Consider the following 17,654-nt stretch of genomic DNA (forward strand, 5'->3'; position numbering starts at 1 on the left):
TCATCAAGTCACCTGTTTTATGTTGTGGTGAGAATATCACCTTTGATCAGGTGGCCAAATTTACTGTGCCACTACAAGAGCATCATATCGATAAAGAGATAGCCAACTATCACGCGCAAGTTGACAGGCTCAATAAGAAGCGCGAGTCACTAATGGACAAGGCTGATTTATAGCACCTACGGGTGCTTTTTTTACGCCCTCATATCAGCGCCTATTCAATGAGTGGGCGGTTATATGACAACAACACTTAACGGAGTATCGCTAATGACCATCAACGTCAATAGCGGCGTCATTGGCGCTGCTACCAACCTATTTAATCGCTTTAAACAATTCACTACCACTCAATTAGACCGCATTCAGCAGTTCGTTAACGATGCGGCCAGACCGGAGGCCTATGCGTGAGAATTTCACTAGAACGTCAAAAGATAACCATTTTTCGCAGTGGTGAGTTCCGAGTTTATCCGCGTTCACTGTCTGGTTGCGCGTTAATTATCAAGGATTTATGGAGGTCAAAATGAGAGAGCTAATTTGCACCGCACAAAACTTCGAAACGAGAAAAGATGCTCGCGGTGAGATTCAAATCGTTATGCAAGACGTGAGATTAGACCAGCAAACCGATATGGCTGAGTTAATCGCTGACGGCGACCTGTGGGCTGTAGCTGAGAAGTTAATGGAACACGGATTCATTGTCACTCCGCCAGTCGGCACATCGCTTGATTTCGAATCAGGCGCACTAAGTAAACCATTACCATTCTGAGGTTTCTATGAAATTTGAAAAAGCCATGAGAAAGAAAGCCAGACTACGGTTGGCTCTTACCGGGCCAAGTGGTGCAGGGAAGACTTACAGCGCGTTATTGGTCGCCAAGGGAATTGGAGGAAAGGTTGCAGTATTGGACACCGAAAAAGGCAGCGCATCACTTTACTCTGACATCGTGGATTTCGATGTTTTAGAGCTTGACCCACCCTTCTCTCCAGAGCGTTTTATCGAGGCAATCAACGCTGCAGAAAACGCAGGATATGACACGCTCATACTGGACAGTATTACCCACGAATGGAGCGGTGTCGGCGGCTGTTTAGAGCTTGTCGATACGATAGCAAAGACGAAGTTTCGCGGTAATTCTTGGTCAGCCTGGAGTGAGATTAACCCACGCCACAGACTATTTCTTGATGCAATCCTCCGATCGCCTATGCATATCATCGCTACGATGCGGAGCAAGACGGAAACAGCTCAAGTAGAAGAGAACGGACGCAAGAAGGTCGCCAAGCTAGGTATGAAGTCAGAGCAGCGTGATGGTGTTGAATATGAGTTCACGACCGTCTTAGATATCGGGCATGAAACACATCACGCGATCGCCAGCAAGGACCGTACAAAGTTATTTAGTAATTGCGACCCCGTCGTATTGTCAGAATCAACCGGAGCGAGCCTTCTAGAATGGCTGGAATCTGGCGTTAATCCCCATGAAGAGTCGCTTAAAGCATTCCTATCTTCAGCTGAGGCATCAACTGACATGGAAGCGTTGCGCCACTCATTTGAGGAGGCATGGCGGACGCTAAGAGGAACTGAGTTTCAGGCTAAGGCTAAAGAGATTTATGACCTCCGTAAATCAGAATTAGATAACCAAAATGAGGAAGCAGCATGAGTAGTAGAGGCGTAAACAAAGTGATTATCGTGGGTCGATTGGGTCAAGACCCTGAAGTTCGATACGCTCCATCAGGGGCGTGTTTTGCAAATCTATCAGTGGCTACATCGGAGAGCTGGCGCGACAAGCAAACTGGTGAGCAAAAGGAGATTACTGAGTGGCACCGCGTAGTAATCAGCGGGAAGCTAGCGGAAATTGCGGGTAAGTATCTGCGGAAAGGCTCCGAAGTCTATCTAGAAGGCAAGTTGCGGACTCGTAAGTGGCAGGACCAGTCAGGTAACGACCGCTATACAACTGAGATTCAGGTAGGCATCAACGGAACGATGCAGATGCTCGGCGGCAAGCAAGAAGGCCAATCAAACGGTAATAGCCAACCTAAAAATAATACTCAGCAGACTCAACGTAGTCAGCCACAGCAATCGAACGAGCCGCCAATGGACTTCGATGACGATGTGCCCTTTTAGCAGTCAGCAATAACCACCCTTCCCACCTAATTTAAGGAAACCCCATGAACTTATCCGAGAAAGAATCGGCGGTATTCTCACGCCTGACACTTAGCCAGAGAGAGGAGATTAGCCAGTTCCCTCCTGCATTGCGTAGTAGAACACTAGCCGACCTTTCTTCGGTGCGTTCTGATTATGGAAAGGTTATCGCTAAAGCAAAAATTGATGCGATGGTTGCTTCGATTATTGGCACAGGGAAGGTCGATCCATGGAATACGCGATACACCGATAAGGGAAGGTTAAGGGCTGAGAATCTAAAGGCATCGGTTAACCCTCCACTACCAGAGTGGATGGAGATAGACCGGGCAAGGATACGCAACGAAGAAGCAAAGGCGTGGGCTGATAAGTCGTCACGAAACTACGTGGTACCAACATCTAACCTTAACGGTCGCGGCGGATTTGGCGACTAACCCCATCGCCAAGGAAGGCTAACTTATAGTGGAGAGTAGTAATGATTACATTAACAAAAGAGCAGCGTGAAGAGTTGACTAAGTTTGCAAGGTCGGCGCTTAACTCCTTAAATGGCATCGAGCCAGAGAATCCTAACCAGTACGACGATTGCTTGTCAGAATATATGCAGAAATTGGTTGAAATAGCCCTAGAATCACTAACGGTAGACCATTTTGGTTACGGAATATCAGAGCCAGACGGGGCAATATACTTATCAGAATGTTGCATTGATAAATACGGAAGCACTGTTAGTGACGAAGTTACAGCCCTAAATGATGGAGTCACTGACTTGGAGGGAGGATATAAGGTAGTGCAGCTTTTCACAGCCCCGCCAGTGCCGGAGATTAAGTTACCACCTGAATTCAATGAAAATCACGATTCCTTCAATGAATTTAGACGAGGATGGAATGGTGCCATTTCAGAAGTTAAACGAACTAACGGATTGGGGGAGTGATATGGCTAAATACAAAGTGATTGCGGAAGGTCCAGGTATTCAGGAGGAGGAAGAGTTTGAGGTAGATTCAGAGGAAGAAGCAGAGGAATACGCTAAAGATTTCTTTTTTAGCCATTTTAATTACGGACTTTCAAAGGTGAGTGATTAATGATTCATATCGTAACTAGAAGGCATCGCAGGGATGTATGGAACCGCGAGGAAATCGTATCAGTCTACGCTGACAAGAAGGAAGCTGGCGAATTTTGCAAGGATAAAAACTCAAAGCATGATGCTGTGCAGCCTTATCTATACAGCGTTACCAGTAAGAGGGTGAAATAATGGGAAAGGTAACTTACGTTGTTGAGTACGAGGACGGAAAGGGGCCACCTGTTTACAGTGATATGGAAGTAGCGGGAGGGAAGCTGGCAGCCGTGAAGTGGAGTGATTATCGGGATAATCATCTGTTACCTGAGGAGCTGGATATTATCGACGAAGCACTTACCGAGATAGCCTATGACATCGTTGATGTTGAGGCGTACGTCGAGATAATGAATAAGTTGAGGTTAATGACCCAATGATACTAGCTGGATACCTAATCCTTGAAATAGTCGGAAATACCACCCCCCCCCCTCACCGAAACAATCTACCCCACCCAATCACAATGCGAGCATCAGATAGAGGCTATGAAAGATATTCAGCCTCAGCATGAGATTGTGTGTGGTGAAGTAAGAAGGAATATATGATGCGTGAGGTTATCCGTGGCGATACCGAGCCAGTACATATCGTGGTCGCCAGCAGAGCTATCGATAAGCATCGATTGAAGTACGGAACTGGGAACAAGTATCACCATGTCGTGTATTCTGTCGGCTACCGTGACCGGCATTATCAAATCGAAGTAGTCACCAGAAAGACAACCATATCCGCAACAGTAATAACCGGATGCAGGAACCTAACCAGAGTTCATCATCAGCAATGAGGTAAAAATGATTAATGAACTTGAGCGAAACATACTAAAGCAGCGTAATGAGCTGGCTGAAATTCTTAATAAAGTTGTAAACAGTTATCAAAGGAATGAAAAAAATATCGACCCAGTTATCTTGTCCAAAGCATCAGATATTCTTAAAAAGTACCCGCACGTTAACAGCAAATAACCCCCAATATTAAATCAACCCACCCTACTCCCGCACCGACAATCGGCGGCATCGTCATGTCTGCGGGAAGGTAAAGGAGAATGCTATGCAGATTGAAGAATTAGTCACTGAAAAAGAAGTTATGAGCCTCTTACACATACGCTCACGGTACACAATTTGGAAGTACCGCAAAGAGCGTAACTTTCCTCATCCGGTTCGCACCCATCCTTCACAATTTCGCCCATCAGACATTCAAGCGTGGATCGACAATGGTGGCGTTAATCAGAAAGCTTCTTAATGTGCTCGAACAGCCTCTCAGCGTGAAGTTCATAGGCTTTGCGCTGGTCCTCTATCCAATCGTGTTTGTTATACACCGCCATAACCCCGCCCAACTCATGCCCCAACATTTTCTCAATGACATGGGGCATGACTCCTTCTTCTGATAGTCTCGTTGCTATGGTCCTTCGAAAGTCGTGTGTTCGCCAGTTATCAATATCTATCGAATCCCTAACTCTGCCAATAAACCGATTTGCTGCTGAGATTGTTATAGGCTTGCTCAGGTCATCACCGGGGAAAAGATTCTCTTTGTAGGTGGTTAATGCCTTTTCGAGTAATGGCTCAATCTGTGGGAATATTGGCCGGCGAATAGTGTTACCCATTTTGCTGTTTGACGCTGGCACCGTCCACACTCCATCCTCCAGGTTAAAGTCACCTTTAACAGCCAACCTTAGTTCGGATATTCTTGCGCCCCATAAGATGAGCATTTGATGGAGTAATTTATTAGACGTAGCAGCTCTGCTTCTTTCAATTCCAATCCAAACTTTTGCTAACTCAGTATAAGTAAGAACTCGGTCACCCACTGCCGAAGCAACGCCGAAGTCTTTAGGCATGATGTTCATAATTGCGCAGCTATCAACATATTGTCGCCTGATACACCAACTGATTGCCGATCGAAGTTGAGATAACACCTGTCTTGCTCTTCGAGGATTAGCCTTTTCTTCTTTAGTGAAGAAATCCACCCATTGCCTTGTGGTTATCTGGTCAATAGGAGCGTTGGGGAATAAGCCATCCATTATTTTGATAACGGTAGACTGATAGAGTTGCTGAGTCTTAGGCCGAAGTGACGCTGTAACATAGTTATCATTCCAGTAATTCAGGCAGTCTTTTAATGTGACTGACTTAACCTCTTCTTTATGAAGTGAAGTTTTAGGGTCTACTCCGGCGAAGTAAAGCTCCCTGAACTCTGCTACTATGTTTCGCGCTTGTTGAAGTGATACTGAAGGGTAACGACCAATAGAAATACGCTGAGCCGAACCTTTCCACCGATAACGGTATTGAAAGGTAATAACTCCCTTGGGAGTGACTCTCGCGCCAAGGCCCTCGGCATCGGTTAGTTCTGCCGGACCGGTATAAGGTTTGCCGAGAAGTTTTCTAAGTTTAACGTCGCTGATTGCCATTTTTATATTATGTACGCACTAAAATAAAATTATGTACTCAATGTGTACGCAATATGTCATGTACAAAACTGGATTACAATGTACAAAAAACTACAACAGTGTACGGAAGACTACGATTATGTACGTTAAGACATTGATTTAACTGTACAATAAACTACAAATAGTGACGATAATGTATGAAAAACAACGATACAGTACAGCCTACCTTCCTCTTTCACGATTATGAAACTTTTGGTAAACATCCTGCCTTAGATAGACCTGCACAATTTGCAGGAGTACGTACTGACAGTACATTTACGGTAATCGGTGAACCGGAAGTCTTTTATTGTAAACTGGCTGATGATTATCTTCCTGAACCTGAGGCGGTGTTAATTACGCATATCACCCCCCAAGAAGCTCAAAAAAAAGGGATAACTGAGGCGGCGTTCACCCAACGTATTCATCATCTTTTCAGTGAACCGAATACCTGCATCGTCGGGTATAACAATATACGTTTTGATGACGAGGTCACTCGTCACCTCTTTTATCGTAATTTTCATGACCCCTATGGCTGGAGTTGGCAAGAAGGTAACTCTCGCTGGGATCTTTTGGATGTGATGCGCGCCTGTTATGCATTGCGTCCTGAAGGTATTCAATGGCCAGAAAATGAGCAAGGCCTCCCAAGTTTCAAACTTGAACATCTAACTAAAGCGAATGGGATTGCGCATACCCATGCTCATGATGCAATGTCAGATGTCTACGCCACCATCGCCATGGCACAGCTCGTTAAAGAGAAACAGCCAAAGTTATTCGATTTTCTCTTTACACATCGTAATAAACATCGTCTCACAAGCTTAATTGATATCCCGCAGATGAAACCTTTGGTTCATGTTTCCGGGATGTTTGGGGCAGCACGGGGGAATACAAGTTGGGTAGTCCCTCTCGCGTGGCATCCAGAAAATAAAAACGCCTTGATTACGGTAGATTTAGCGGGAGACATCACTCCCCTCCTTAACCACACCAGCGATGAGTTACGTGAAAGGCTTTATCAAACCAAAGAAGCGCGCGGTGACAATGCCCCTATCCCTTTAAAGCTGGTCCATATCAATAAATGTCCGGTCTTAGCGCCTGCCAATGTATTACGTCCCGAAGATGCTGAGCGTCTGGGGATAGATCGACAAGCCTGCTTGAATAATTTGGCCCTATTGCGTCAGCATACTGAAATTCGGGAAAAAGTCGTCGCACTGTTCGCAGAAAAAGCGCCTTTTCCAGCAACCAATAATGTCGATAACCAGCTCTACGATGGCTTCTTTTCTGCTGCGGATAAGCAAACATTAGATGTGATCCGTCAGACCAATCCTCAGCATTTACCGGCTATGGACTTACGGTGGAGTGATAAGCGTATTGATGAGCTACTGTTTCGTTTTCGGGCAAGAAACTACCCGGGAACACTCGATGAGGCAGAGCAGCAACGCTGGATGGATTATCGTCGTTCGGTTCTCTCACCGCAAAGGGTCAATGACTATTTCGAGCAACTTACGGTATTGATTCAAGAGTACCAAGAACAACCTGATAAGCTTGTTCTGCTACAGGCATTAGCCCGTTATGCTCAAGAACTATTAAGTTAAAAAAAAAGCCTGCTAAGCAGGCTTTCTCAATTAAAGGGGCGAAATTACTTATTAGGAATTTCTGAAACCACTTTAACTTCGCTCTTATTAATTTGTTGTTTTACACCGTTTGCATCAGTGTAGCCCACTAAACCGGCATCCGTTTCTTTAGGCTTGCCATCGCTGACTATCGTGCGCCCATCAACAGTATGGATTGCATAGCTGGTACGCGTACAACCCGATAATGCACACACAGCAATCATTGCTACAGCAGGGATAATCAACTTCTTCATATGACACTCCTTGAGATATGTAATTTATCAGTTCGATTTAAGTATAGACCCTTTTTTACATTTTGCAGGACGCAAAAAAAAACCGACCTTATTAGGTCGGTTTTCGAGTTAAGGAATAATGCTTAACGTTCTTCAGTATACTGTGGGACCGGAAGGCGGAAGCCTTTAGTCACAATCGCCAGATAGATAATACCGATTGCCGCCCAGATTAAGCCTAATTCCATTGAGCTTTTCTCTAAGTTCACCCACAGCGCACCAACGGTCATCGCGCCACACAATGGCAGGATCAAGAAGCGAATATTATCCTTCAGCGTATAGCGAAGTTTTTCACGGATCCAGTATTGCGCAATCACCGATAAGTTAACAAAGGTAAAGGCTACTAGCGCACCAAAGTTAATTAATGCTGTGGCGGTCACTAAGTCAAAGTTGATCGCTAATAGTGCAATAGCGCCAACGAGTAACACGTTAAAGACCGGCGTATGGAATCTCGGGCTAATGTAACCAAAGAAACGTTTAGGGAATACACCATCACGACCCATCACATACATCAGACGGGAAACGCCTGCATGCGCTGCCATTCCCGACGCGAGAACCGTGACACAAGAGAAGATCAGGATGCCGAATTGGAAGGTTTTACCTACCACATAAAGCATGATTTCTGGTTGTGATGAATCAGGATCTTTAAAGTGGCTGACATCAGGAAAATAGAGCTGCAAGAAATAAGAAACTGCGATAAACAATAATCCACCAATCAACGCGGTTAAGAAAATCGCTTTCGGGATCACGCGCTTAGCGTCTTTCGTCTCTTCAGATAATGAACTGATGCCATCAAAGCCTAAGAATGAGAAACAGAGTATCGTCGCCCCGGTTATCATCGGCACCACCTGCGAATTCTCAGTCCAGAATGGCTTACTGCTGACTAATGTTCCTTCACCTGTGCCATGTGCAACACCGTAAATGACCATACCGACTATCACTAACATTACCAAGATCTGTAAAACAACAATCAGACCGTTAAAGTTAGCAACCGTACGAATACCTTTCAGGTTAGTCAGGGTCATAAAGCCAACTAATAGTACAACAAAAATCCACGAAGGGATCCCAGGGATTAGCGACTCGAAATAGCTTTTGGCGAGTAAAATATTGATCATCGGCATAAAGAGATAATCAAGGAGCGACGACCAACCCACCATGAAACCAACATGAGGACAGATCGATTTCTGGGCGTAAGTGTACGCCGAACCCGCTGATGGGAAACGGTGAACCAATTTTCCATAACTGAGCGCAGTAAACAGAATCGCAATGAGGGCGAAGGCATACGCCGTGGCAACATGCCCACCCGTTAAATTCGTAACAATGCCAAAAGTATCAAACAACGTCATTGGCTGCATATACGCTAAGCCAATCATAACGACCGGGAAGAGAGTCAGTGTTTTCTTTAAGCTAGCACGTGATTGTGCTGGAGTTGCATTAGTCTGCATGATGTTGCCCCCCTATAGCCGCAATCTGCACGGACTGCACCACAGGGAAACTCCGCGAAGGGACGGAAGGAGTGACATAGATAGGCTGTGAAATAGCCTTAGCGCCGTAGTCATCGCGAAAGCGAGCAGCTGCTGCTACTTGCATGATAGTTGATGGCCCCATTACTTTTCCTCTAAACATACGCTCAAGCGTGAAAGGCTGACTAAGCCGGCGTAGGCCGACCAGTTAAACACTACTAGTAAGTTTTACTGCAAAAAAATAACCGACGCACGGTTAATTAAAACAGTTTACGTCGGTTATCTCGAATTTTGCAGGCCGCGCATTGTGCCTAAATCCAGCTTTTAAAACAAGCCCTTCTGGGCAATACCTCAGAATTTTCTTTATGGCCGTAGCATTGCTTAGCCAAGGGGCATGACGAAGGGATCAGTATAGCGATAGTGGAAACCTAGGCTGCGGCAAATCGCTTCCCCATTCACCCATTTCCCCTCAGGGGCTTGCGACTCAACCGCTTCAAAAGTGGGAGGTTCCAATCCCAGTTGTTTAGCGACAAAGGGATAAAACTCATCACGCCTTGGATGCTGATGCGCCGATAAATTAAAGGTGGTTCCTGAGATTGGCGAGGCCAAAAGAAGAAGAATAGCTTCGACCACATCGTCAAGATGGACCAAATTGACCAGATGGTGGCCCTGCTTCAACTGTTTTTTTCCCGCCAGAAAACGGCCAGGATGACGGTCAGGCCCTACTAGGCCAGACAGACGTAAAATATCGACCTCAACGCCTGGCAATTGGTGCAGCCATTGTTCTAGCGTGACGAGTCGTTTTCCGGCTGGGGTCACGGGCAGTAATGGGCTAGCTTCAACCATCTCACCCTGCTGATCGCCATATACAGAGGTCGAACTGGTAAAAATGACCCTTTTCACTCCATTGGCAATGGCGGTATCGACCAGATTTTGAACCGCATTGATATACTGTTCACCCCCATCACTGCTGCGTGACGCAGGCAAGGTGATAATTAAGGTATCGACCGTCATTAATTGCTCTAACTCCTCGAAATCACACTCGATATCGGGTTTCGTGACTAATTTTACCGCTGAAATACCGCAGCGCCGGGCAGCGAGAATACCATCTTCAGACGTTTTTGAACCTTGCACATCGTAGCCACGCTGACTGAGTGCCAAGGCCAAAGGCATCCCTAACCACCCCAATCCAATAATCGCTATTTTTTTCATACAGGTCTCGCCTTCAAAAGTCATGGTACAAGGTTAGCGCGACTCTTCTTTGCCCACCAGTAAAGTTGTCTGAGTTTGATGTAAAAAAAATTGGGCCAAGTCGAGAAAAAACGGTTGCCAAGGTCAATCAACTCGGCTAGGTTAAATGACATCACTTTTTTCCAATACTTGGATAAGAAAATTATGAATTTTGTTCAAACCCGTCATCATCACCATCATCACCCTGACTAGTCTTTCAGGCGATGGCGGCTGGGAGACGAATAAGTCTTCCACCGGTTTGAACGTATAAAGCCCTCGGAAGATCGCTCTTCCGAGGGCTTTTTTAATGGCTTAATAATTATAAAACAATGACAGACAGAAAAGTAAATATAGAGGATTGGTGTAATGTTGGATAACACGCGTTTACGTATTGCAATGCAGAAATCAGGCCGTTTGAGTGATGACTCTCGCGAACTACTTACCCGTTGTGGAATAAAAATCAACCTACAACAACAGCGCTTAATTGCCTTTGCTGAGAATATGCCGATTGATATTCTACGTGTTCGTGATGACGATATTCCGGGCTTAGTAATGGATGGTGTGGTGGATCTAGGCATTATCGGCGAAAACGTCTTAGAAGAAGAAGTCTTAACTCGTCGTGCGCAGGGTGAAGACCCCCAACTTTCCATCTTACGCCGTTTAGATTTTGGTGGATGCCGACTTTCCCTTGCTATGCCTGCCGACAGTGTCTATACCGGACCGGAATGTTTAGACACCAAACGTATTGCCACCTCTTACCCACACTTATTAAAAAAATATTTCGACTCGAAAGGTCTGACGTTCAAATCCTGCTTACTTAACGGTTCTGTTGAAGTGGCCCCGCGCGCCGGGCTTAGCGATGCCATTTGTGATCTCGTTTCCACTGGGGCAACACTCGAAGCGAATGGTCTGCGTGAAGTCGATGTTATTTATCGCTCTAAAGCGGTACTGATCCAACGCGCAGGGGAGTTATCTGAAGATAAACAAGCGTTAGTGAACCGCCTTATGACCCGTATCCAAGGTGTTATTCAGGCACGTGAATCGAAATACATCATGATGCACGCGCCCAGCGACAAACTTGAGCAAATTATCGACCTGTTACCGGGTGCAGAGCGCCCCACCGTGCTGCCACTGGCCGGTGACCAGTCGCGTCTAGCTCTGCACATGGTGAGCAGCGAGACACTGTTCTGGGAAACGATGGAAAAACTGAAAGCATTGGGCGCCAGCTCGATCCTCGTCCTACCCATTGAGAAAATGATGGAGTAACCGATGAGTACGCTTAATCCTATTGTCTCTTGGGCCGCGCTCTCGCCGGCTCAGCAGAAAAAACTCTTACAGCGCCCGGCGATGGCTGCTGCGACTGATATCACCCAAACGGTGCAACAGATTCTAGCCCAGGTGGGTGAAGAAGGTGATGCAGCCCTTCGTCGCTTTAGCCAGCAATTTGACCGGTGTAACATTGAACAGTTCGCGGTAACGGTTGCACAAGTCGACGAAGCCTGTGAACGAGTCAGCCCGCAACTCAAACAAGCAATGGCCGTGGCGCGAGGCAATATCGAGACTTTTCACCAAGCACAGAAATTGGCCAGTGTGGACGTTGAAACACAACCCGGTATTCGTTGCCAGCAAGTGATGCGGCCCATCCAATCTGTCGGCCTCTATATTCCTGGCGGAAGCGCGCCGCTGTTTTCTACCGTATTAATGCTGGCAACCCCAGCAAAGATTGCCGGATGTACTCGTCGCGTGCTGTGTTCTCCACCGCCTATCGCCGATGAAATCCTGTATGCCGCCAAGCTTTGCGGAATTGAGGAGATTTACCAAATTGGCGGTGCTCAAGCGATTGCCGCGATGGCCTTTGGAACCGAAACACTCGCCAGTGTTGATAAGATCTTTGGTCCTGGTAACGCGTGGGTAACCGAAGCGAAACGTCAAGTCAGTCAGCACTTACATGGCGCGGCCATTGATATGCCAGCCGGTCCATCGGAAGTTTTAGTCATCGCCGACAGCGGTGCCACGCCAGCGTTTGTTGCGGCAGATCTTCTCTCACAAGCAGAACATGGCCCCGATTCGCAAGTGATTTTACTGACCCCTGATCAGCAGATAGCAGAACAGGTCGTGACTGAGGTTGAGCAACAATTAGCGCAACTCCCTCGTTCGGAGACTGCTGCCAAAGCATTAGCGTCCAGCCAAATCATTGTCACCCGCGACTTAGCAGAGTGTATCGCTATTTCTAACCAGTATGGTCCCGAACACCTTATCTTACAGATCCGATCGCCGCGTGATTGGGTAGACAGTATAAGCAGCGCCGGTTCCGTCTTTTTAGGCGATTGGTCACCGGAGTCAGCGGGCGACTACGCGTCAGGGACTAACCATGTGTTACCGACCTATGGTTACACGGCGACCTACTCAAGTTTAGGCTTAGCCGATTTTCAAAAGCGGATGACACTTCAAGAATTGACGCCGCAAGGGTTTCTTTCCCTTGCAAATACTATAGAAATATTGGCTGCGGCAGAACGGTTAGAAGCGCATAAAAATGCCGTCACGCTTCGCGTTAAAGCGCTTAAGGAGTCTTCATGAGTGACCCACTGAGTCAGCTTGTACGAAAAAATGTTAGAGACTTAACGCCTTACCAATCTGCACGGCGGTTGGGCGGTTGCGGTGATGTATGGCTTAATGCGAACGAATACCCAATACCTATCAATTTTTCACTGACACAACAAACCTTAAATCGCTACCCTGAATGCCAACCTGTCGAGGTGATTAGCCGTTATGCTAAGTACGCTGGGCTGACCTCAGACAACGTTCTGGTCAGCCGGGGAGCCGATGAAGCCATCGAACTGCTGATCCGCGCATACTGCGAACCAGGGCAAGATACTGTACTGTATTGTCCACCAACTTACGGTATGTATAGCGTCAGTGCCGAAACCTATGGTGTACAAACCAAGACGCAGCGGCTCACTGATGCATGGCAACTCGATGTGCCCGCAATCCTTCAGCAATTGGACTCGGTAAAAATTGTCTATATCTGTAGTCCGAACAATCCAACCGGTAACTTACTCAAGGCCGAAGATATTCGCCAAGTCTTAACGGCCACCGCAGGAAAGGCGTTAGTGGTGGTCGATGAGGCCTATATTGAGTTCTGTCCACAAGCCTCTGTCGTTAGTTGGATGCAACAATTTCCGCACTTAGTGGTATTACGTACCTTATCCAAAGCCTTTGCCTTAGCGGGTTTACGTTGTGGTTTTACCTTGGCGCAACCTGGGGTTATTCAAACATTGTTGAAAGTGATCGCGCCCTACCCCCTTTCAACACCGGTTGCTGATATCGCCAGCCAAGCCTTAAGTGATGAAGGGCTTAACGCGATGCGCGCCCGTGTCGCGGAACTTAATGCGATTCGCGATACCTTTATTCCCCGTCTTGCTGAATTACCTTGTGTTGAGCAAGCCTTCCTCAGTGATACGAACTATTTCCTGATTCGCTTCCACGATTCCCCTGCCATTTTTAAAGGGTTATGGGATCAAGGGATCATTCTACGAGACCAAACGAAGAACCCACTCCTCGGTGGGTGTCTGCGTGTATCGATTGGGACTGATGCAGAAATGGAAGCACTTTATCAAGCCTTGACACAATTTGGTCCTAAGGGAGAGCGCCAATGACCAGTAAAATTTTGTTTATCGATCGTGATGGCACACTGATCAGCGAACCGCCTCTCGATTTCCAAGTTGATCGTCTTGAGAAATTAGCCTTTGAGCCCGGCGTGATCCCTGCCCTGCTCGATTTACAAAAAGCAGGCTATGAATTGGTGATGATCACCAATCAAGATGGGCTAGGTACCGAAAGTTTCCCGCAAGCCGACTTTGATCCTCCTCATGCTTTAATGATGCAGGTTTTCGCCTCCCAGGGGATTTGTTTTTCTGAGGTATTAATCTGCCCTCACTTACCGACAGACAACTGTGCTTGTCGTAAGCCGAAAACGAAACTCGTCGAAAAATGGCTGGTTGAAGGCGAACTCGATAAGGCACAAAGTTACGTGATTGGTGACCGTGCGACCGATATTACCCTAGCCGAAAATATGGGTATTCAAGGTATTCGCTATGGCGCAGAAGGTGATAATTGGCCAACCCTCGCTAAACGCCTCTGCCGTAAGGATCGTTATGCAAAAGTAGTGCGTAATACTCATGAAACGCAAATCACTGCTGAAGTCTGGTTAGACCGTGAGGGAGAAAACCAGATATCGACCGGTATTGGCTTTTTTGACCATATGCTCGATCAAATTGCTACCCATGGCGGCTGTCGCTTGAATATTCAGGCGAAAGGTGATCTGCATATCGATGATCACCACACGGTTGAAGATACCGGTTTAGCCTTAGGTGAAGCCCTCTTGAAAGCGTTAGGGGATAAGCGTGGGATAGGTCGTTTTGGTTTTACCTTGCCAATGGATGAGTGCCTGGCACGTTGCGCCCTGGATATTTCAGGTCGACCTTGGCTTGAGTACAAGGCTGAGTTTACCCACCAGCACGTCGGTGATTTAAGTACCGAGATGGTGGAACACTTCTTCCGCTCACTCTCTTACACTATGGCCGCAACCTTACACTTAAAGACAAAAGGTAAAAACGATCACCATCGCGTGGAGAGTTTGTTTAAAGCCTTTGGTAGAACGCTCCGCCAAGCGATACGCGTTGAAGGGAATACATTACCAAGTTCAAAAGGGGTGCTTTGATGGATATTGTAATCCTTGATACAGGTTGTGCCAATCTGTCGTCGGTCAAATGGGCAGTACAACGATTAGGCTATCAGCCGACCGTGAGCCGCGATAAACACCTCGTACTGTCGGCAGATAAGCTCCTGCTACCCGGTGTCGGCACCGCGAGTGCGGCGATGCAGCAGCTTGAGGAACGCGAGTTGATTTCGCTTATTACTCGCTGTACCCAGCCAGTATTGGGTATTTGCCTTGGCATGCAAATTCTCGGCAGCCACAGTAAAGAACGCGGTGAGATCAAAACCCTAGGATTAATTCCGGAAGAAGTACGCGCCTTAGAGACCGGTGAACTGCCGACACCACACATGGGCTGGAACCAAGTGACGGCGCAAGCGGGCCACCCACTCTTTCGCGATATCGATAAAGATGCCTATTTCTACTTTGTCCACAGCTACGCGATGCCAGTGAATGAGTACACCATTGCTCAATGCCGGTATGGTGAAGCTTTCTCAGCGGCAGTCCAACGCGATAACTTTTACGGGGTACAATTTCACCCAGAGCGCTCCGGTGCCGCTGGCGCTCAGCTGCTGAAAAACTTTTTGGAGATGTCATGATTATCCCAGCGTTAGACCTGATTGAAGGAGCAGTGGTACGGTTACACCAAGGGGATTATGGTCAGCAGCGTGATTATGGCCGTGATCCGCTATCTCGTCTGCAATCCTATCAGCAACAGGGGGCAAACGTTCTCCATCTCGTCGATTTGACCGGTGCCAAAGATCCTACAGCCAGACAGATCAGCCTCTTATCTGAACTATTGGCTGGCGTTTCTGTACCCGTTCAAGTGGGCGGAGGTATTCGTCAACGTGACGATGTGGTTGCCCTATTACAGGCCGGTGCGAGCCGAGTGGTGGTGGGATCTACCGCTATCCGCCACCCCGAGATGGTTAAAGCATGGTTTGAAGAGTTTGGCCCAGAAGCCATTGTATTAGCCTTAGATATTCGTATCGATGAAAATCAGCGCAAAGAAGTTGCCATTAGCGGCTGGCAGGAAGCGTCTGGAGTGACCTTGGAACAGGTGATTGCGGATTACGAGCCTTATGGCCTTCGTCACGTGCTCTGTACAGATATTTCACGCGATGGGACCTTACAAGGTTCCAACGTCGCGCTGTATCAAGAAATTACGGCAAAGTGGCCGGCTATCGCTTTCCAATCATCAGGCGGTATCGGTTCGCTTGAGGATATTGCCGCACTTCGGACCAGTGGAGTGCAAGGCATTATTGTTGGTCGCGCATTATTAGAAGATAAATTCACTGTCTCGGAGGCAATTTCATGCTGGCAAAACGGATAATTCCCTGCCTCGACGTGCGCGATGGCCAAGTGGTGAAAGGGGTCCAGTTTCGTGACCACGAAGTGATTGGGGACATTGTTCCGCTGGCTGCGCGCTACGCCGCCGAAGGGGCCGATGAACTGGTCTTTTACGATATTACGGCCTCCTCTGCGGGGCGTGTCGTAGACAAAAGCTGGGTCGCTCGCGTCGCAGAGGTGATCGATATTCCTTTCTGTGTCGCCGGCGGGATTAAATCGGTAGAAGATGCCGCAGAAATCCTCTCTTTTGGGGCAGACAAAATCTCGATCAATTCCCCGGCCCTAGCCGATCCAGAATTGATCACTCGACTGGCTGACCGCTTTGGTGTGCAGTGTGTGGTCGTCGGGATTGATACCTGGTTTGACGAAACCTCTGGAACGTATCAAGTCAAACAATTTACCGGCGATGAGGCACGTACACGTAGTACCTCATGGCAAACCGCAGAGTGGGTAAAGGAAGTGCAACAGCGTGGTGCTGGAGAAATTGTGCTGAACATGATGAATCAAGACGGCGTGCGCCAAGGCTACGACTTAACGCAACTCGCCTTAATCCGTCAAGTCTGTCACGTACCGCTTATCGCTTCAGGTGGCGCAGGAACCGAACAGCATTTTCTCGAGGCCTTTACACAAGCCAATGTCGATGGTGCATTAGCGGCGTCGGTCTTTCATAAGCAAATTATTAATATTGGTGAACTTAAGCAGTTCCTAAAAGATAATCAGATAGAGGTTCGTCTATGTTAACGTCTGAAGCGATGGCCGCGCTCGATTGGGAGAAAACCGATAACCTGATCCCGGCGATTATTCAACATGCAGTATCGGGTGAAGTATTGATGCTCGGTTATATGAATCAAGAGGCATTAACCGCCACACAGCAAAGCGGTAAAGTGACCTTCTGGTCTCGCAGCAAACAGCGGTTATGGACAAAGGGCGAGTCCTCTGGGCACTTTTTAACGGTTAAGCAGATCACCGCAGACTGTGATCACGATAGCTTATTGGTTTTAGCCTTGCCCCTTGGCCCGACCTGTCATACTGGCACCTCGAGTTGTTTTTCTCCTGCCGCGTCAGATTGGCAATTTTTATGGCAACTTGAACAACTGCTGGCGAGCCGTAAAGCGGCTGATCCGAGCAGTTCCTATACGGCGAGCTTATATGCCAGCGGTACCAAGCGTATTGCTCAGAAAGTAGGAGAAGAAGGGGTCGAAACGGCATTAGCGGCCACAGTCAATGACCGTGAAGAGCTGACCAACGAAGCGTCTGATCTCCTTTATCACTTGATTGTCTTACTGCAAGATCAGGATCTTGATTTAAGCACGATTATTGCGAATTTACGCCAGCGTCATCAGGCATAAATTTTAACGGTGGGCGGCGA

Annotated in this window: 24 protein-coding genes and 1 other annotated feature; of the genes, 19 read left to right on the plus strand and 5 right to left on the minus strand. The window is 47.4% G+C overall.

The annotated features are described in order from the left end of the window. The first annotated feature begins 234 nt into the window (after window positions 1-234). The 10 genes from HH682_RS05810 (at window position 235) to HH682_RS05855 (ending at window position 4,454) form a co-directional block, all read left to right on the plus strand. The gene (locus tag HH682_RS05810; protein WP_214236662.1) at window positions 235-402 is read left to right on the plus strand and encodes a hypothetical protein; all 168 of its coding nucleotides are present in this window, start codon (window positions 235-237) and stop codon (window positions 400-402) included. A 112-nt stretch (window positions 403-514) separates the two neighbouring features. After that, window positions 515-757, plus strand: coding sequence for a hypothetical protein (locus HH682_RS05815; protein WP_214236663.1), 243 nt, complete (start codon window positions 515-517; stop codon window positions 755-757). Window positions 758-764: 7 nt separating this feature from the next. Then, on the plus strand, window positions 765-1,640 hold the full coding sequence (locus HH682_RS05820; protein WP_214236664.1) for an ATP-binding protein: 876 nt from the start codon (window positions 765-767) through the stop codon (window positions 1,638-1,640). Further along, a complete protein-coding gene (gene ssb, locus HH682_RS05825; RefSeq protein WP_214236665.1) occupies window positions 1,637-2,104 on the plus strand; it encodes a single-stranded DNA-binding protein in 468 nt (155 codons plus the stop codon). The genes HH682_RS05820 and ssb overlap by 4 nt, the downstream gene beginning before the upstream one ends. Before the next feature lie 44 nt (window positions 2,105-2,148). Continuing rightward, window positions 2,149-2,553: a hypothetical protein gene (locus tag HH682_RS05830; protein WP_214236666.1), complete on the plus strand. Its 405-nt coding sequence runs from the start codon at window positions 2,149-2,151 to the stop codon at window positions 2,551-2,553. 41 nt (window positions 2,554-2,594) lie between these two features. Beyond that, window positions 2,595-3,047, plus strand: coding sequence for a hypothetical protein (locus HH682_RS05835; protein WP_214236667.1), 453 nt, complete (start codon window positions 2,595-2,597; stop codon window positions 3,045-3,047). 1 nt (window position 3,048) lies between these two features. Then, window positions 3,049-3,195: a hypothetical protein gene (locus HH682_RS05840; RefSeq protein ID WP_214236668.1), complete on the plus strand. Its 147-nt coding sequence runs from the start codon at window positions 3,049-3,051 to the stop codon at window positions 3,193-3,195. Between the two features lie 169 nt (window positions 3,196-3,364). Next, window positions 3,365-3,604 (plus strand): hypothetical protein, encoded by a 240-nt coding sequence (locus HH682_RS05845; protein ID WP_214236669.1) that lies wholly within the window; start codon window positions 3,365-3,367, stop codon window positions 3,602-3,604. Window positions 3,605-3,765: 161 nt separating this feature from the next. After that, complete coding sequence (locus HH682_RS05850; RefSeq protein ID WP_420826185.1) at window positions 3,766-4,002, plus strand: DUF4060 family protein; 237 nt, start codon at window positions 3,766-3,768, stop codon at window positions 4,000-4,002. Window positions 4,003-4,262: 260 nt separating this feature from the next. Beyond that, entirely contained in the window at window positions 4,263-4,454 is a 192-nt protein-coding gene (locus tag HH682_RS05855) for a helix-turn-helix transcriptional regulator (RefSeq protein ID WP_214236670.1), read from the plus strand. Here HH682_RS05855 and HH682_RS05860 read toward each other — a convergent pair. Next, on the minus strand, window positions 4,435-5,613 hold the full coding sequence (locus HH682_RS05860) for a tyrosine-type recombinase/integrase (RefSeq protein WP_214236671.1): 1,179 nt from the start codon (window positions 5,611-5,613) through the stop codon (window positions 4,435-4,437). The genes HH682_RS05855 and HH682_RS05860 overlap by 20 nt on opposite strands. Before the next feature lie 176 nt (window positions 5,614-5,789). Here HH682_RS05860 and sbcB point away from each other — a divergent pair, with 176 nt between their 5' ends. Then, window positions 5,790-7,220 carry an exodeoxyribonuclease I gene (gene sbcB, locus HH682_RS05865; protein ID WP_214236672.1) on the plus strand — a complete coding sequence of 477 codons (1,431 nt, stop codon included), beginning with the start codon at window positions 5,790-5,792 and terminating at the stop codon, window positions 7,218-7,220. A 44-nt stretch (window positions 7,221-7,264) separates the two neighbouring features. Here the strand turns inward: sbcB and HH682_RS05870 are convergent, their stop codons facing one another. The 4 genes from HH682_RS05870 to HH682_RS05885 form a co-directional block, all read right to left on the minus strand. Next, the gene (locus HH682_RS05870) at window positions 7,265-7,492 is read right to left on the minus strand and encodes a YgdI/YgdR family lipoprotein (RefSeq protein WP_048912232.1); all 228 of its coding nucleotides are present in this window, start codon (window positions 7,490-7,492) and stop codon (window positions 7,265-7,267) included. Window positions 7,493-7,614: 122 nt separating this feature from the next. Continuing rightward, complete coding sequence (locus tag HH682_RS05875; protein WP_214236673.1) at window positions 7,615-8,973, minus strand: APC family permease; 1,359 nt, start codon at window positions 8,971-8,973, stop codon at window positions 7,615-7,617. After that, on the minus strand, window positions 8,963-9,136 hold the full coding sequence (locus tag HH682_RS05880) for a hypothetical protein (protein ID WP_214236674.1): 174 nt from the start codon (window positions 9,134-9,136) through the stop codon (window positions 8,963-8,965). The genes HH682_RS05875 and HH682_RS05880 overlap by 11 nt, the downstream gene beginning before the upstream one ends. Before the next feature lie 236 nt (window positions 9,137-9,372). Next, complete coding sequence (locus tag HH682_RS05885; protein ID WP_214236675.1) at window positions 9,373-10,203, minus strand: SDR family oxidoreductase; 831 nt, start codon at window positions 10,201-10,203, stop codon at window positions 9,373-9,375. A 206-nt stretch (window positions 10,204-10,409) separates the two neighbouring features. Further along, window positions 10,410-10,529 (plus strand) — a sequence feature (His leader region). A 58-nt stretch (window positions 10,530-10,587) separates the two neighbouring features. Here HH682_RS05885 and hisG point away from each other — a divergent pair. The 8 genes from hisG to hisIE are packed head-to-tail and all read left to right on the plus strand — an operon-like array spanning window position 10,588 to window position 17,634. Next, the gene (gene hisG, locus HH682_RS05890) at window positions 10,588-11,487 is read left to right on the plus strand and encodes an ATP phosphoribosyltransferase (RefSeq protein WP_214236676.1); all 900 of its coding nucleotides are present in this window, start codon (window positions 10,588-10,590) and stop codon (window positions 11,485-11,487) included. Window positions 11,488-11,490: 3 nt separating this feature from the next. Beyond that, window positions 11,491-12,798 carry a histidinol dehydrogenase gene (hisD, locus tag HH682_RS05895; protein WP_214236677.1) on the plus strand — a complete coding sequence of 436 codons (1,308 nt, stop codon included), beginning with the start codon at window positions 11,491-11,493 and terminating at the stop codon, window positions 12,796-12,798. Next, entirely contained in the window at window positions 12,795-13,877 is a 1,083-nt protein-coding gene (hisC, locus tag HH682_RS05900) for a histidinol-phosphate transaminase (protein ID WP_214236678.1), read from the plus strand. The genes hisD and hisC overlap by 4 nt, the downstream gene beginning before the upstream one ends. After that, on the plus strand, window positions 13,874-14,941 hold the full coding sequence (hisB, locus tag HH682_RS05905; RefSeq protein ID WP_214236679.1) for a bifunctional histidinol-phosphatase/imidazoleglycerol-phosphate dehydratase HisB: 1,068 nt from the start codon (window positions 13,874-13,876) through the stop codon (window positions 14,939-14,941). Before hisC ends, hisB begins: the two co-directional genes overlap by 4 nt. Beyond that, complete coding sequence (gene hisH / locus HH682_RS05910; protein ID WP_214236680.1) at window positions 14,941-15,534, plus strand: imidazole glycerol phosphate synthase subunit HisH; 594 nt, start codon at window positions 14,941-14,943, stop codon at window positions 15,532-15,534. The genes hisB and hisH overlap by 1 nt, the downstream gene beginning before the upstream one ends. After that, window positions 15,531-16,268 (plus strand): 1-(5-phosphoribosyl)-5-[(5-phosphoribosylamino)methylideneamino]imidazole-4-carboxamide isomerase, encoded by a 738-nt coding sequence (hisA, locus tag HH682_RS05915; protein ID WP_214236681.1) that lies wholly within the window; start codon window positions 15,531-15,533, stop codon window positions 16,266-16,268. The genes hisH and hisA overlap by 4 nt, the downstream gene beginning before the upstream one ends. Next, the gene (hisF, locus tag HH682_RS05920; protein ID WP_214236682.1) at window positions 16,250-17,026 is read left to right on the plus strand and encodes an imidazole glycerol phosphate synthase subunit HisF; all 777 of its coding nucleotides are present in this window, start codon (window positions 16,250-16,252) and stop codon (window positions 17,024-17,026) included. The genes hisA and hisF overlap by 19 nt, the downstream gene beginning before the upstream one ends. Beyond that, on the plus strand, window positions 17,020-17,634 hold the full coding sequence (hisIE, locus tag HH682_RS05925; protein WP_214236683.1) for a bifunctional phosphoribosyl-AMP cyclohydrolase/phosphoribosyl-ATP diphosphatase HisIE: 615 nt from the start codon (window positions 17,020-17,022) through the stop codon (window positions 17,632-17,634). The genes hisF and hisIE overlap by 7 nt, the downstream gene beginning before the upstream one ends. Window positions 17,635-17,654 lie beyond the last annotated feature (20 nt).

Origin of the sequence: Rosenbergiella gaditana, assembly GCF_018494065.1 — a bacterium.
Lineage (GTDB): Bacteria > Pseudomonadota > Gammaproteobacteria > Enterobacterales > Enterobacteriaceae > Rosenbergiella > Rosenbergiella gaditana.